The organism is Neobacillus sp. FSL H8-0543, assembly GCF_038592905.1.
Classification (GTDB): domain Bacteria; phylum Bacillota; class Bacilli; order Bacillales; family Cytobacillaceae; genus Neobacillus.
Map to the genome: position 1 here is coordinate 3549667 of NZ_CP151943.1, position 15729 is coordinate 3565395.

A 15729-nucleotide genomic window follows, 5' to 3' on the forward strand; every position below is an offset into this window, starting at 1 on the left:
AAGTGTATAATTGTAAATGATGTAGAAAAGAGGGATGAAGATGACATTACAACAATTAAAATATGTGATTGAAGTGGCAAAAAGTCGGTCCATTAACAAAGCGGCACAGAATTTGTTTATTAGTCAGCCAAGTCTTTCAAACGCACTAAAAGAGTTGGAAGAGAAGATCGGAATTACGGTTTTTTCGCGAACCAATAAGGGGATTGTGATTACACCTGAAGGATCGGAGTTTTTAGGGTACGCAAGGCAGGTAGTGGAACAGGCAGAACTTCTTGAGAATCGCTATACGAAAACACGATCGCCGCAGCAAAATTTCTCAGTATCTGGTCAGCATTATGCCTTTGCGGTAAGTGCCTTTGTCCGTCTATTAAAAGAGTATGACCGCGAGGAATACGAGTTCACTTTACGAGAAACTAGGACCTATGAAATCATTGCTGATGTGAAAGACCTCCGTAGTGAGATTGGGATTTTATATCTGAATGATTTTAATCAACATGTGATTCAAAAATTTCTAAGAGAAGGAAATTTAAAGTTCCATGAACTATTTGAAGCAAAGCCCCATGTCTTTATTAGCTCAACCAATCCTCTGGCGGTACAGGAATATGTCACATTATCTGATTTGGATCCCTATCCATACTTGTCTTATGAGCAGGGGGATTATAATTCCTTCTATTTTTCGGAGGAAATTCTTAGCACGCTAACTAGACCGAAGAATATTAAGGTAAGTGATCGGGCAACTTTATTTAACTTATTGATTGGATTAAATGGCTACACCATTTCAACAGGTGTGATTAGTCATAAATTAAATAGCAAAGACATAATTGCCGTTCCTCTGAAGGTGGATGAACGAATTCATGTGGGCTATATTACCCATAAAAGCGTCACAACCAGTAAGTTGGGCAATATCTACATTCAATATTTAAAAGAATCGATTGGAGAAGAATTACAACAGCTATAGTTTAAGGCTATAACAAGGGATAGATTTTAGGTGTTACGTTATAATGATTTTCCTATGCTACACTTGCCTTAGTTCAAATTAAGAAGATTCTTAATCTTATAGAAAGTAGGAGATTCACTATGACAAAAACACTTGTTAAAGCTCCCTTTAGAGCCGATCATGTAGGAAGTCTATTACGTCCAGAAAGAATTCATCAGGCTAGGATGGATTTCCAAGCAGGAAATATTTCAACACAAGAACTACACGCAATTGAAACAGAAGAAATCAAAAACATCGTTAACAAGCAAATTGAAGTAGGACTACAAGCTGTTACAGATGGAGAGTTTCGCCGGAGATTTTGGCATACCGATTTCCTTGAGCATTTAAATGGGGTAGAGGGCTACGTGCCAGACTCTGGATTTGCGTTCAAAGGAGAAGAAACGGAAAGATATGATGTGCGTGTAATCGGGAAGATTTCGTTTAACCAAAATCACCCCCATCTCAAAGACTTTATCGAATTTAAAGAAATTGTTGGGGACCGTGCCGTTGCCAAACAAACCATCCCAAGTCCAAATCAATTATTTAACGCCGGAATCCGTAACAAAGAAATTTATCCGAACCTTGAAGATTATGCAAACGATATTATTCAAACCTATCGCGAGGCAATTAAAGCTTTCTATGATGCAGGTTGCCGTTACCTACAACTAGACGATGTCTATATTGCGGGTCTAAATGCACCGGAAATACCATTTAATGATAGTGGCTATTCCCGTGAACAATTAATTGATTTAGCTCTCCAAGTGGTTAATGGAGTATTGGAAGCGAAGCCGGAAGATCTCGTGATTACCACTCATCTTTGCCGGGGGAACTACCGTTCGAAATGGGCATTTGAAGGCAGCTACGCGAAAATCGCGCCAACTCTATTTGCAAAAGAAAAAGTAAACGGATTTTTCCTCGAGTATGATGATGACCGTTCTGGTGATTTCGGACCATTGGAATACATACCTAATGGTGGTCCGCAAGTTGTGTTAGGTCTATTCACATCGAAACATGGGAACTTAGAAGATAAGGAAAATATTAAAGCGCGTGTAGCAGAAGCAACAAAATATGTGCCATTAGAGCAATTATGCATCAGTCCGCAATGCGGTTTTGCTTCTACTCATCATGGAAATATCTTGACCGAGGAAGAGCAATGGGCAAAACTGAAGTATATTGTGGATGTTTCTAAAGAGATTTGGGGATAAGTTTTTTAAGCGAACAGCTAACGATGGCTGTTCGCTTTTTAAGTTAAATCTGTTTACAGTGTAATGCTTATCTATCGGGAATGGTAGGGGTCAATGTTCCAATACCAATCCCTAACTCTAGTGCCTGACCCCCAATGAATTAAAGCGTTACTGAGCTCGGGGTCAGGCACTATTTTTAAGATGGTAGCACAATATGCCAAAACGGCGGGATATTTAATGAATTAACCTACTACCATATGCCACGTCGTACCGAGATATAAAAATCAATCATTTTCTATTTTTTATTCTAATGATGAAGCCGAATACATAGAAGAGGAAACTAAGTTAATAGAGACAAAAAACAAACTAAGCGAAACCATTAGCGAGTTTCTGTTTTAACTAACAAAATAAGAAAGTGACTGGTACCATCCAAAAATATGGAAGGTGCCTGTCACTTGAATTTACTTGAATTTTTGCCTCGCGACAAGTGAGCAAATGCTAATGGGCATAAACATGAAGGAAGGACTTACTTCACCCATTCCTTCTTTGATCCAATCCCAAATTGAAAGTCTACGGAAATTACATCAAGACCTGCCAAAGCCTAATGAAGTCGGCAGAACAATTGGTATAAGAAAAAAATAATTAAAAATACTGTAAAGAAAAACAAAAATTTAAAAATGATTGAGGGGGCTTAAAGCCCCTCAATCATTTTTTAAAACTAACTGCGAGATACACTCGGCGTTGTTTAAGTGGTGATCGCAGATATATTGATATAGCAGTGTTAAATCTTTTACATATAATATGTTCTATCTAGGGAAAATGAAAAATAATATAGCCAAGGGAAAGGAGATGTTATTATTATTCAATTCTACATTAAACATCTTTTGGAAATTGACATACAAGTTACCATTTCTAACGAGAGGGAAAAAACCCTTAAAAATGGAACCAAGGTATTCCGTACTACTTTACAAAGAACTCGACCGATTATTCCTGGTAAATAATAACTAAATCCTCTTCAATCGCTTGTAAATGGACTATTACTTCTATAAAATTAAGCCAAATAAGGAGGCGGTGCTTATTTGGCTTGGAAAGAGAGATTTAAACAATTTGGCGTGCCAGGTTTCATTTTATTTCTAATTATATCTCTATTTACCTTTTATTTAATCACCAATGACGCCGAACTACTGAAAGATCTCCATAAAAATATGTCCAAGTTTATTACTGCTGATTTTTTTAAGTACCTTGAAAACGAAAGTCCCTTATTACAAGCGTTGCATTTTATACTTTTAATTTTGATTTACGGTTTATTTCTTATGGGTTTTGTAAATGCTGTTTTAATAGTTAGAAATGTAATTATGAAAAAACCTCCTGCACTTCTTTTACGTAAGATCGATGATTACGATTCATACTTAGATCTTGAGGACAAGTTAGGAGATATATTAACAGCATTTGATCAACAATCTTCTCTTAGAGTAATCGACGAAAAAGTCACGATATTCATGATTAGTAATCATGCAGAAATCAAAAGAATATTCGGTCTTCCTGAACGCCAAATTGAATTTATTTGGTACTTTGAAGGAAAAGACAACGACATTGAATTAGTTCATTTAAAAACACCGACAGATATCGAATGTGCAGCTAAATTAATAAACTCTGCACTAGATATGCCTTATGTTCGAGTACAAGAATCTGCTGTCAACAGCAGAATGGAATTACGAGATAGTCCTATTAAGCAGTTCATTACCGTTCGAAATTATGGTAATTTGAAATTAGGACTAGCAGTATTTATCCTCAAAGATAACATATTTACGAATGAAAACTTGAAGGAATTTACCTTCTACACATCGAAAATGATCTTAATAGGAACGAATAACCGATTTTTAAGACAATTCAAAAGGAAAAAGAATGCAGGAAATTAGGAGACGGCTTTTATGGAAAAAACAGTCAAATCAAACACCAGTGGTTCCTCCACTATCAAACGAAACGGCGCTATTGTTAAAGGGACAAAAGGTAATGGGATTGCCCATCTGATCAATCGTAAGGGTAATGTGAGTATTTCGGCAAATAGAAAAAGTCAAAATGCTTAAATGAAAAAACAGCACTTAAATATGTGCTGTTTTCTTATTTAAGCATTTCAGAAAATCCAGGCAATGGAAAATCACGAAAATTTTTTTTGCATTAAAAACATTTTATTCACATATCAATTTCTCAGCCATTTCCGTAAAGTCAATAAACGGATTCCGGTTCCCTTGTAATTCAAAGATAGCTAGGTTCCGGTGTTTTTCATAAAGAGTCACTGGAAATTGCTTATGCCACTTCAGTAATACCTGCAGGTTCACAAGATTGTTATTTACTATTCCCTGGTACCGGGTTAAAAAATAAAAAGTGGCCCTTGCAACAATTCCCTTTCCATATTCAGGCTCAAACTTTCCTTTATCTGCCTTTCCACAGCCTTCCTTAACTCCTAAAGTAAGGTTCTCCGGAACATAGTCAGCAAAATCATAATAAGACCTGTTTCCGCGTCTGCTGTTACATTCGGGATCACAGGAAAATAAATGATGCAAGTCTCCCTTCATTGGCTCTTGTTTATCAAACCATGACTGTGGTACCACATGCTCGCAATTAAGAGTAATTTCATCAGGTAAACTAGCTCTGTTTCCACTTACTATGTTTTCAAGAATACGAATATCTTCCTCAATGACAGCAAGCGGATCCATTCCTTTCCCGGAATATAAGCTTTTCAATTTCCCATTCTCATGAAGATCTACCCATTGGTAAACATAACGATGAGGAGAGTAATCCAGCCTATTAATATGTGTTTTTTCTAATAAATAATGAAAACTGTTTCTCTCAAATTTAGTATTTTTATAGTACGTTTGTTGGATTTCTAAATCCCTTTGTTCCTCATAGTAGCTGCGGTTATTGATGTATTCCAAATAGGCTGCCTTTGCGTTCTCCCGTTCTTTTGTCAGCAATTCCAGATTATTCATCATAACTCCACTTTTTCAGGGATCAATAGCTTATTAAAGATTTCTAACAAGTGTTCCGTTACAGTTAAATAAATTAATCCATTGCCTTCAAGTTTTGGAGAATTTCCTAATGGCACTGTTCTTTTTATTAATTGTGCATAAAGTTCAGCCTCTGAGAGATTCCGCTCAAAGGCTGTATTGGCAAGAACTTTTATTAGAGCCATTGCTCCGGAAACATGAGGTGTTGCCATTGACGTTCCACTTAATGAAGCATATTTTCCATTTAAATAGGTTGATAAAATTTTCTCCCCAGGAGCCACTAAGTCTACTTCATTATTTGAATTTGTAAACCTTGAAGAATTTCTTTCTAAGTCAATGGCGCCTACACCAATCACTTCATTATAAGCCCCCGGATAAGCAAATTCATCCGTTGTATCATTGCCATCCCCTTCATTTCCTGCTGCACAGACCACAAGAATATTGTTATTAACAGCTTTTTGAATCGCTTCATGTAGTTCAGGAACATCCACTGGACCGCCAAGAGACATAGAAATAATATCAGCCTTTTGTTCTATTGCATAGTTAAGCCCATTAATAATCCATTCGTATTGGCCAGAACCATTTTTGTCAAGCACCTTGATAATAAGCAGTTTTGCTTCAGGGGCTACACCTACAACACCGTCATTGTTTTGTATTGCAGCAATTGTCCCTGCAACATGGGTACCATGCCCATTGTAATCCTTGTAAACATCAGGGTTCCCGTTATCATCCACTGTAAAATTTCTTCCGCCGACAATCTGCTCTTTTAAGTCAAGATGAGTCAAATCACAGCCAGTATCCAATATGGCAACTGTAACTCCTTTGCCTTTTGTTTGATCCCAAATTCTTGGAGCCTGAATCATTTCTACCCCTTTGGGAACTTCATTGACCTTTTCTACTAGTTCAATTACTTGAAACGGAATCAAACTTACTTTTCGCTCCACTTTTATTCCCTCCTGTAGGATTAAATTGAAGCCGACCCGTGATGTTGTTAATAGTGTAACAATTCCGACTTCTATTTAATAGCTACTTTTGAAGGATTTTTTGTTGCTAGTATTCAGAGATTGCTTTCTTTCTATCTCATTATTACTACAAGAATTCATAATAAAGGGATCGATGTTTTCCTATCGAAAAAATCCAAGTTTTTAAACTGCAATATCCTCAACAATAAACACACCAATAACAAAGAATTCTAGTGCTTGACCCCCGGCGAATTAAAGCGTTTCAGCGCCGGGGGTCAGGCACCATTTTTTATTAAGAGAAACCATTAGCGGTTTTTCTAATGGTGGTCCGCAAGTTGTGTTAGGTGTATTCACATCGAAACATGGGAACTTAGAAGATAAGGAAAATATTAAAGCACGTGTAGCAGAAGCAACAAAATATGTGCCATTAGAGCAATTATGCATCAGCCCGCAATGCGGTTTTGCTTCTACTCATCATGGAAATATCTTGACCGAGGAAGAGCAATGGGCAAAACTGAAGTATATTGTGGATGTTTCTAAAGAGATTTGGGGATAAGTTTTTTAAGCGAACAGCTAACGATGGCTGTTCGCTTTTTCTAACTCTAGTGCCTGAGCCCCAGTGTGTTAAAGTATTAACGTAGCGGGGCGCAGGCACCTTTATTTTCCATCAACTTTACACGTTTAGATTCTTCATGTATTATTTGAATTAAAACACTTAACTGATTTTTCAGATTTTTAAAACAGGAGGCGAATGAATGGAGGAGCAAATTTTACAATTGATTCGTAAGAGAAAGCAGTTGATGACATCTGCTTTGGCTGCTGCATTACTGTTTTATTTTTTTCTTCCTTTTTCTCTTATTTTCATTCCTGATGTGATGAATCGGCCAAGCTTCATTTATAGTATTTCTTCGGCATGGTTATATGCATTTTTACAAATTCCGATGACATGGTTCTTCTGTGGGCTTTACCATAGGACTGCTAATAAAATTGATAGACAGATGGAAGGAATCGATAAGGAGAAATCGTTGTGAATCCTACATATTTTTTATTTCTTATTTATATCATTGTTTGTACATTAATTATTACATATTGGGCAGCCAAGCGAAGTAAAACAACGAATCGGTTTTATATTGCTGCTGGGTCATTAACAGGTTTTCAAAATGGAATGGCAATAGCTGGCGATTTCATTAGTGCAGCCTCCTTTCTAGGGATTGTTGGGATGGTGGCAATCCGTGGCTATGATGGTTTTTTATATTCCATTGGTTTTTTAGTTTCCTATCTTGTTGTTTTATTTTTAATTGCTGAACCCATACACCGTCAAGGTAAATATTCTCTTGGAGATGTCATTTGTTCACGATTTCCAAGTGGGAAAATGCGATTAATTATGGCTTTTTGTACGTTTATCATCTCCATCCTGTACATAATCCCTCAGCTTGTTGCTTCAGGATTTTTACTTCGTTTACTGCTTGAGATCAATTATTCCGTATCAGTCATTGTGATAGGGGGATTAATGACGATTTACGTCGTTGTAGGTGGGATGATTGCGACTTCATGGGTACAGATTGTGAAAACCGTTCTTCTTATGTCAGGAACATTTCTTCTCACACTTATCGTATTTTCCCATTTTAATTGGGATGTTTCGAAGTTAATTGAAGAAGTAAAAACAGGTACGCCATTGGGAGAGAATTTTTTCCTTCCTGGAAATTTATTTGATAATCCACTGGAATTCCTTTCACTACAACTTGCTTTAGTACTTGGGACTGCAGGATTGCCTCATATTTTAATACGACTATTTACAGTTAGTAATACATATGAGGTTCGCAGGTCTTTAATAAGCGCAACATGGATTATTGGAATTTTTTATATAATGACACTCGCCTTAGGTCTTGGGACTGTCGCATTTTTAGGCTATGATTCGCTAATGGCGCTCGATCCTACGGGGAATTTAGCTGCTCCGTTACTTGCCAAGGCGGTTGGAGGTGACTTCCTGTTGGCATTTGTTTCTGCGATTGCCTTTACAACCATTGTTGCAGTTGTTGCAGGGCTCGTTATTTCCGCTACAACTGCTTTTGCCCATGATATTTTCCATCATATCGTTAAAAAAGGGAAATCAACAGAGAAGGAACAATTGAGGGCAGCACGCTGGTCAGCATTAGGAATCGGATTGATTTCCACTTTATTTGCACTACGATTAGAGACCATTAATGTAACATTTCTTGTTTCGATGACTTTCATTGTTGCAGCTTCAAGTATTTTCCCCGTTCTTTTATTAACGTTTTATTGGAAGCGCTTTACTCAAGTAGGAGTCATTATGGGATTGCTTAGTGGCCTTGTTGCGTCTTTACTATTCGTCATGTTAGGTCCTCACATTATGAATCCACAGGATGGATGGATTCGAGGTGAGGCAGTATTCTCCTTATATAATCCAGGCATTATTACAATTCCAATTGGCTTTGTTGGTGCATATTTGGGAACGATTCTTTCAAGAAGGCAATCCCAATCCATAGCAGAATTTAACGAGTTTTATATTCAATCCCAGTCCGGCATTGCTTCAAGGGGAGAAAAGAAATGGAAAGCTTAACGATTATTTTATTTGAACGTTTGGGACTACTTCTTATAATTGCATTTGTGATGACACGGACACCTGGATTCAGGTCATTATTATACCGTAATTATAGTGTGAAGATGTCGATCGTTCATGCAGGGGTGTTTGGTTTATTTGGAATGGCCAGTACGGTTACAGGAATAGTCATACATGAGGATGGATTCTTCAGTCATCAATTAATTATTTTTCCAGTAGAGAGTCAACACTTAATTGTTAGCATGAGCCTAGTTGCGATTGTAATAGCAGGCTTATTAGGTGGACCGATACTTGGTTTAGGCGCTGGAGTTATTACTGGGATCCATCTACTATTTCTTGGAGGTGTTGGTGGACTGGCGAATGCTCTTGTCAATCCTATTACAGGCCTACTGGCAGGCTTAACGGCACGATTTTTCTCCAACGAACGTGTTATTTCTCCGTTGAAGGCATTATTTATTGGTGTTTTTCCTCCAGTTTTACACATGCAATTACTACTAATAATGTACACAGATAGACTAGATATGATTACACTTGTCAATACAATTGGCTTACCACTTGTGTTATCAAATAGTGCAGCGATTGCCATTTTTACAGCGATGATTGGAATTGTTTTACGTGAACAAGAAAATGAGGCAGCTCTAGCATCGAAACAAGCATTAACCATCGCGAAGGAAGCACTTCCATTTTTAAAAAAGGACTCTCCTTTTGATGTTGCGAGTGGCTTAGCAAATTTATTATATACTCGTCTGAGGCTTGCTGCTGTTACCATTACAGATCAAAAGGAGGTTTTAGCCCATAAAGGTTTGGGAGATGACCATCATCAATTTGGTGATCCGATTACAGCACATCCAGCACAAAAGGCGATTAGTATGAAAAAAATTCAAGTTACACACGTGAAATCTGATTTAATATGTACTCATAAAAAATGCAGTCTTGAGGCAGCTATCTTCATTCCGATTATAGAAGATGATAATGTAACGTATCTGATTACTTTCTATTTCCGTAAAGCAGAGCATATTTCTCCAGTTGAAATGATGATGGCACAAGGGCTGGGACAATTTATTTCAGATCAATTGAATATGCTTGGGGCGGAAAAACTAAAGGCCCATATTCGAGATGCAGAATTAAGGAATTTACAAGCACAAATCAATCCACACTTTTTATTTAATACCCTTCAATTAATTGCTGGATTGTTTCGGGAAAATCCAGCGAAGGCTCGCCTCATAACACTACAATTAGCAAGTTATATGAGGTTTAATATACGTTTGGTATCGAAATCACTGGTTGAACTTGAAAAAGAGTGTGAACATGCTGAAGCCTATACGTCTATTATTCAAGAGCGATTTACAGGAAGGTTACAAATTAATTTTGTAAAGCCAGCTGAACTTTCCAATATTTATATTCCGCCATCGACCATTCAGCCCCTGATTGAAAATTCAGTTCAACATGGTTTAAAGAATGTAACAGATGGTGCAAAGATTGAAATTATAATAGAAAAGGAGAATGGGAGACTTGCCGTTTTAGTTCGGGATAATGGGAGCGGTTTTCCTACACATATTTTACCGGTTGTAAGTCTACAGCCATTAGTCAGTCATAATAATGGTGGGATAGGTATTTATAATGTAAACCAACGATTAGTTCATTTATTAGGAGAGTCAGCAAGATTGCATATTCGAAATTTGTCCTATGGGGGCAGTGAAGTGAAGTTTTCGATTCCAATTCCAAATCAATTTGAAGAAAAGCAGGTGATGGGATGAATATTCGTGCGATGATTGCTGAAGATGAGATGATGGCTAGAAAGGAATTGTTGTATTTATTGAAAGATGAGAAGGGAGTGATCCTCACTCCACATGCGGAAACGGGTGAACAATTAATTGAGTTATATTCTGAACATCGGCCGGATGTTATTTTTCTAGACGTAGAGATGCCGGGTTTCACAGGAATCGAGGCAGCACAATATATTATGAAACAGGAGACCGACACTATTCCCTTATTTGTGTTCACCACTGCATATGATGAATATGCAATGGATGCTTTTGAAGTGGAGGCAGTTGACTACTTATTGAAACCATATGATGAGATAAGGTTTCGAAGGACGATGAAGCGAATTCGCAAAAGTTTGGCGAATCGAAAGAATAGTAGTGAAGCAGCAGGAAAAAAGAAACAAACGATTCTATCAAAGATTTTAATAGATGATGGAGAACGGATGGTTGTAGTATCTCCTGATTCTATTTACTATGCCGTGCCAAATAAACGATTCCTAGAGATTCATACCGAGGATAAGGTCGTTATGAGTCGGATGACCTTACAAGAATTAGAGGATCAGTTAGCTGGTCATTTGTTTTTCCGTGCACATCGTAGTTATTTGGTAAATCTAAATCACGTGTTGGAAATAACCCCTTGGTTTAATGGAACAAGCAATTTGACGTTAAAAGATAAAAAACGAACAAAAATCCCTGTAAGTCGTTCTGCGAATAAATCCATTTTTGAAAATTTTAAATGATAAGATCATAGAGTTAAATCTACAACCATTCATGAGCCATACATAACCGTTCACCATCTATTTTCAACCGTTCATCCATTTTTAAATTATATAATATTCGGAATATATATAATTATCTATAAGTTAATGGAAGGGGATGGTCGATTTTGGCTCAAAAAGAATTGATTACTAGCAAGGAGAAAGGTATTGATTATCTAAAGGTAAAAAGTAGCCCACAATTTAAACGATTTTTGAGCAAAAAGAAACAATTTTTAGTACCGATGACTGTATTTTTCATGATTTTTTACTTTTTATTGCCAATTTTCACCTCTTACACAACTTTTTTAAACACCCCAGCAATTGGAGATATTTCTTGGACTTGGATTTTTGCCATTTCACAGTTTGTGATGGTTTGGGTGCTAAGTTCAATCTATGTAAAAAAAGCAGCTTCCTTTGACAAAGAATCCGAGCAAATCATTAATGAGCAGTTAAAATAGGGGGGTATGGTAGATGGATCCGGTAGTAGTTATTCTTTTTCTCATAATCGTAATTCTTACGTTAGTCATCACTTTTTTTGCAGCAAAACAAACAAAATCAACTGGAGATTTTTATACGGCGGGTGGGGGATTGACTGGATGGCAAAATGGATTAGCAATAGCTGGTGATTATTTATCGGCGGCATCCTTCCTTGGTATTGCAGGAATGATTGCTTTAAAAGGGTTTGATGGATTTTTCTATAGTATCGGATTTTTGATTGCTTATTTAGTTGTATTGTTTTTAGTAGCAGAGCCATTGCGTAACCTTGGTAGATATACATTAGCGGACATGATTAATTCGCGCTTTGATGCGAAAAAGGTAAGAGGGGCTGCTGCGCTTAGTACTATTACCATTGTTCTTTTCTACATGATCGCACAACTTGTTGGTGCTGGTGCACTTATACAGTTATTATTCGAAATCCCGTATTGGATAGCCGTGTTAATTGTTGGGGTTATGATGACGATTTACGTTCTATTTGGTGGAATGATTGCAACGAGTTGGGTACAGATTACAAAGGCTGTACTTCTGATGGCAGGAATGGTTGTCATCTCGTTCCTGGTACTAGTGAAATTTAACTTTAATATAGGGGCAATGTTTACTGAAGTGAAAACGGCAACTAGTCATGGTGCAGATTATTTAAATCCAGGAATCAAATATACAAATCCTCTAGGAACGCTTTCGTTAATGCTTGCCTTAGTGCTTGGAACAGCCGGTCTTCCACACATTCTGATGCGCTTTTTCACGGTAAAGGATGCAAAAACTGCTAGAAGCTCCGTTATAACAGCAACTTGGACGATTGGGATTTTTTATATTTTAACATTATTCCTTGGTTTTGGGGCAGCAATTTATGTCGGGGAAAGTGAAATACTCGCAGCAAATGCTGGCGGAAACATGGCTGCGCCACTACTTGCGAAGGCAATCGGTGGGAATATATTATTTGCTTTCATTTCTGCAGTTGCATTTGCGACAATCTTAGCGGTAGTAGCTGGTCTCGTGTTATCTGGAGCATCTGCATTTGCACATGATATTTACGGACAAATTATTAAAAAAGGTGAGGTAACAGAAAAACAGCAAATGCTTGCAGCACGCTATGCAGCTCTAGGTGTATCTGTTCTATCCATTTTATTATCATTAGGTGCTCAATACTTAAACGTAGCCTTCCTAGTTTCGTTAGCATTTTGTATTGCGGCAAGTGCGAATTTGCCAGTTATTTTGTACACAGTATATTGGAAGCGCTTTAATACATCAGGTGCAATTTGGGCAGTTCTTTCCGGATTGATCTCAGCATTAGTTCTAGTCTCGATTAGTCCTAGCGTATTTTCTCCAGTTGAAGGGGTCGCTCTATTTGTAGGAAACCCAATCTTCCCATTAGATAATCCGGCACTAGTGAGTGTTCCATTAGGCTTTCTTGGTGGTTATCTTGGAACCATTTTCTCGAAGGAAAATGATTATAAACGCTATGCTGAAGTTTCTGTGCGGGCACATACAGGCTTTAAAAAGGCGGAATAAATGTATGTAAAAACGAGTTTTTGACATAGGGTTTATTACTAGTAGGGAAATCATTAGAAGCTATTAAATAGTTAATTAGGGGGATGAGGTGGATTTGGTAATAAACAAAGAAATAAGTGTAGAAGAAAAAGTGATAAAATAACGACAACAGCCACATGGAGGGAAATTAGTTGACCGTGTTTTAACTGGTGAAGAACGAGGTCGTGCGCTGGAGCGGGCAAGGCAGCTACCATATATTATGGTTGATTTGGAAGCTGTCATTACACTTGAAATGATTGCTACAGGTGTACTATCTCCATATGAAGGGTTTATGAATGAAGCGGACTATAAATCAGTATTAAAAGAATGGCGCTTAGCTAATGGACTTGTTTGGCCGAAAAAAGAAAAATGGTTCCTCCAGACTGCCTAGACTTTGATTGTGGACCAGACTGTGACGGAGGACCAGATTGTGATTGTAGACCAAAATGTAATTAAATTCAAATGGTTAAGTGTGGAAGCAAAAATAGTTGAACATCATAACGAGATAGTGACTTACGGTGTAAATGACATGGTGCTGGATACATGGGGAAAAGTTGAAAAATGGATTAGCCATCGTCCGGTCATATCTTATGGACCAAGCGGCATTGGATTTGTGAATTTTGGAACAGTAAAAGATTTCTTGGCACAGGATATTATTACATATGGATTAGGAGCGAGAGGGTTTAACCAATATGACGGGGCAGTAGAAAATATTAAATTTAAATCCATCACAACCTATGGGGATGGTTCCATTGGAATACAAGTCAGTAAGCCCATTGGAAATATGATTATTGAAGAAAGTGTCGCAACCTATGGCTCTGTTGGCAATTCCCTAGTTAAAGGCGTAATCATGAAACTTGCGGCAAATGCCGTAAGTATTAAATCAGGGGGAAAAATTGAAAGTTTGACCGTTAATGGAGACATTATTACACACGGTGATGGTGTTACAAGTTACGCATTGGAAGGCGGAGAAGTGAAGGAACTTAACATTGGGGGTAAAATCATTGCTAATGGTAAAAATGCGAAAAAATTATTAAAGGACGAAGAACTTGATTAAAGTCAATTATTAATTTCCAAATCATATAGTAAATCATACAAAATTGGTCAACTTAAAAAGTAACAAAACTGTCCATTCTAAGCCGTCTTACAAATAATCTAAAATTATATTATAACAACTATTTTCCATGTATACCGTCAAAAAAAGGACAGCTGGTATCGTCAACTCTTGGACAAATTAGTTTGGTAGTAACACAATTATTATAAACGTAAAAACAAAGTTAACGACTGAACTAGCCGAAGTACGAGTTGATGATAAAGTATATAAAGTTGATATAACACCTTTAGAAATCAAACCTGAAAACTTATTTGAAGATATAGGATTTGGCAGTGTTTGCGAATAGGAAGTAAATGGTAAGCAACTTATTGCCAGTGTTACTGGACAAATATCTCCTGCAAGTTTTGTTGGTAGTATTGTTATTACCTATGAATATCATGACAAAATGTTACAAGTAAAATCGATTGATTTTCAGCCCTATAAATAAAGTTTGTGAAGAATTGTACTTAAAGTAATGGGGGCAATAGTTAATGATTGGGATGGCTGCGGTGATCCCTTTTTTCTTATTGCATTAACTGGCAGTTTAGTGGAAGAAACAAAATACTTATTAAGCAACGAATTTTTCCCCAGGCTAAAAAAACCTTGTACCATCCTTTTTGCCCAAGCAGTTAAATGTCTCCTATTGTTATAGCGGTTAATCTTAAAAATGAAATAGCACAGGGATTATACAAAGAATGTGGATTTGTTGATGATGGTGTTCGAAGAATGGGAAAAAAAGGTGAGCTTATTATAATGAGTTACCATTTCTAAACAACAGGCTAGGTTAGAATAAATAACTGGAAAGAAGTAAGATTGTGAAATCTTGTACTTAAACTATCGGGGGTGCAATAGTTAAAGAATTGGAGCTGTCATTTTGGCAGTTTTTTTCTTGTTCCACAACGTCGCAGTTTAGTTTAAGGCTGTTTTCGTAAACTTTGTTGCTGCTTTAGTGAGTAAGAATTTATGTTATACTATATAAATTAATCAATATGTTCTGAATTAATAAATAACTTAACGAAGAGGGATGAAGATACTTTGAAGGGAAAATATGGACTGTTATCCTTTATTTTAGCCATAGCAGGAATTTTGCTATTTTGCTTGGGTTCTCAAGGAAATAATGGAGTTTTCAACTCTTATTTCTTCACAGGGCTTGCTTCTTGGATAACAAGTTTTGTGTTAGGCGTTAAAGGAGTCAAATTAAAAGAAAGTGGCTCTTTAAAAATTGTTGGAATGGGAATGATTTCGCTTATTGTTATAGGCTATGGATTGTTAATAGTTATGATTGGAATTCGTGGGTTCGGAGCATAAAATGCATTCTTGTACAGAGATCAGTCTTGAAGGGTGATGTAATGGCAGCCTTTTCTTATTGAACTAAAGGG

General features: G+C 37.0%; 15 protein-coding genes and 3 pseudogenes. 16 read left to right on the forward strand and 2 right to left on the reverse strand.

Annotated elements, in window-relative coordinates; genetic code table 11:
* Positions 1 to 40: 40 nt before the first annotated feature.
* The 5 genes and pseudogenes from NSS81_RS17700 to NSS81_RS17720 all read left to right on the forward strand — a co-directional run bounded on the left by NSS81_RS17700 (position 41) and on the right by NSS81_RS17720 (position 4247).
* Entirely contained in the window at positions 41 to 958 is a 918-nt protein-coding gene (locus NSS81_RS17700; RefSeq protein ID WP_342429972.1) for a LysR family transcriptional regulator, read from the forward strand.
* A gap of 119 nt (positions 959 to 1077) precedes the next feature.
* Positions 1078 to 2181 carry a 5-methyltetrahydropteroyltriglutamate--homocysteine S-methyltransferase gene (locus NSS81_RS17705; protein ID WP_342429973.1) on the forward strand — a complete coding sequence of 368 codons (1104 nt, stop codon included), beginning with the start codon at positions 1078 to 1080 and terminating at the stop codon, positions 2179 to 2181.
* 179 nt (positions 2182 to 2360) lie between these two features.
* Positions 2361 to 2559: pseudogene (locus NSS81_RS17710) on the forward strand (HIT family protein); the annotation flags it as partial.
* 680 nt (positions 2560 to 3239) lie between these two features.
* Positions 3240 to 4079, forward strand: coding sequence for a hypothetical protein (locus tag NSS81_RS17715; protein WP_342429974.1), 840 nt, complete (start codon positions 3240 to 3242; stop codon positions 4077 to 4079).
* Between the two features lie 12 nt (positions 4080 to 4091).
* Positions 4092 to 4247 (forward strand): hypothetical protein, encoded by a 156-nt coding sequence (locus NSS81_RS17720; protein ID WP_342429975.1) that lies wholly within the window; start codon positions 4092 to 4094, stop codon positions 4245 to 4247.
* Positions 4248 to 4349: 102 nt separating this feature from the next.
* On the opposite strand, the gene NSS81_RS17725 is transcribed toward NSS81_RS17720, so the two are convergent.
* Both NSS81_RS17725 and NSS81_RS17730 read right to left on the reverse strand, forming a co-directional pair.
* A complete protein-coding gene (locus NSS81_RS17725; protein WP_342429976.1) occupies positions 4350 to 5153 on the reverse strand; it encodes an endonuclease in 804 nt (267 codons plus the stop codon).
* Positions 5150 to 6112, reverse strand: coding sequence for a S8 family peptidase (locus tag NSS81_RS17730; protein WP_342429977.1), 963 nt, complete (start codon positions 6110 to 6112; stop codon positions 5150 to 5152). Before NSS81_RS17730 ends, NSS81_RS17725 begins: the two co-directional genes overlap by 4 nt.
* A gap of 337 nt (positions 6113 to 6449) precedes the next feature.
* On the opposite strand from NSS81_RS17730, the pseudogene NSS81_RS17735 reads away from it, so the two are divergent.
* The 11 genes and pseudogenes from NSS81_RS17735 to NSS81_RS17785 all read left to right on the forward strand — a co-directional run.
* A pseudogene (locus tag NSS81_RS17735) lies at positions 6450 to 6686 on the forward strand (5-methyltetrahydropteroyltriglutamate--homocysteine methyltransferase); the annotation flags it as partial.
* Positions 6687 to 6885: 199 nt separating this feature from the next.
* Complete coding sequence (locus tag NSS81_RS17740; RefSeq protein ID WP_335437392.1) at positions 6886 to 7161, forward strand: DUF485 domain-containing protein; 276 nt, start codon at positions 6886 to 6888, stop codon at positions 7159 to 7161.
* Entirely contained in the window at positions 7158 to 8711 is a 1554-nt protein-coding gene (locus tag NSS81_RS17745) for a cation acetate symporter (RefSeq protein ID WP_342429978.1), read from the forward strand. The genes NSS81_RS17740 and NSS81_RS17745 overlap by 4 nt, the downstream gene beginning before the upstream one ends.
* Entirely contained in the window at positions 8699 to 10468 is a 1770-nt protein-coding gene (locus NSS81_RS17750; protein ID WP_342429979.1) for a LytS/YhcK type 5TM receptor domain-containing protein, read from the forward strand. Before NSS81_RS17745 ends, NSS81_RS17750 begins: the two co-directional genes overlap by 13 nt.
* Positions 10465 to 11214 carry a LytTR family DNA-binding domain-containing protein gene (locus NSS81_RS17755; RefSeq protein WP_342429980.1) on the forward strand — a complete coding sequence of 250 codons (750 nt, stop codon included), beginning with the start codon at positions 10465 to 10467 and terminating at the stop codon, positions 11212 to 11214. The genes NSS81_RS17750 and NSS81_RS17755 overlap by 4 nt, the downstream gene beginning before the upstream one ends.
* A 146-nt stretch (positions 11215 to 11360) precedes the next feature.
* Positions 11361 to 11690: a DUF485 domain-containing protein gene (locus NSS81_RS17760; RefSeq protein ID WP_342429981.1), complete on the forward strand. Its 330-nt coding sequence runs from the start codon at positions 11361 to 11363 to the stop codon at positions 11688 to 11690.
* A gap of 13 nt (positions 11691 to 11703) precedes the next feature.
* Positions 11704 to 13239, forward strand: a complete 1536-nt coding sequence (locus NSS81_RS17765) for a sodium/solute symporter (protein ID WP_342429982.1) — start codon at positions 11704 to 11706, stop codon at positions 13237 to 13239.
* A 208-nt stretch (positions 13240 to 13447) separates the two neighbouring features.
* The gene (locus NSS81_RS17770; protein WP_342434064.1) at positions 13448 to 13648 is read left to right on the forward strand and encodes a hypothetical protein; all 201 of its coding nucleotides are present in this window, start codon (positions 13448 to 13450) and stop codon (positions 13646 to 13648) included.
* Between the two features lie 39 nt (positions 13649 to 13687).
* The gene (locus NSS81_RS17775) at positions 13688 to 14314 is read left to right on the forward strand and encodes a hypothetical protein (RefSeq protein WP_342429983.1); all 627 of its coding nucleotides are present in this window, start codon (positions 13688 to 13690) and stop codon (positions 14312 to 14314) included.
* Positions 14315 to 14983: 669 nt separating this feature from the next.
* Positions 14984 to 15121, forward strand: a pseudogene (locus NSS81_RS17780) (GNAT family N-acetyltransferase); the annotation flags it as partial.
* A gap of 264 nt (positions 15122 to 15385) precedes the next feature.
* Complete coding sequence (locus NSS81_RS17785) at positions 15386 to 15658, forward strand: hypothetical protein (protein WP_342429984.1); 273 nt, start codon at positions 15386 to 15388, stop codon at positions 15656 to 15658.
* The last annotated feature ends 71 nt before the right edge of the window (positions 15659 to 15729 follow it).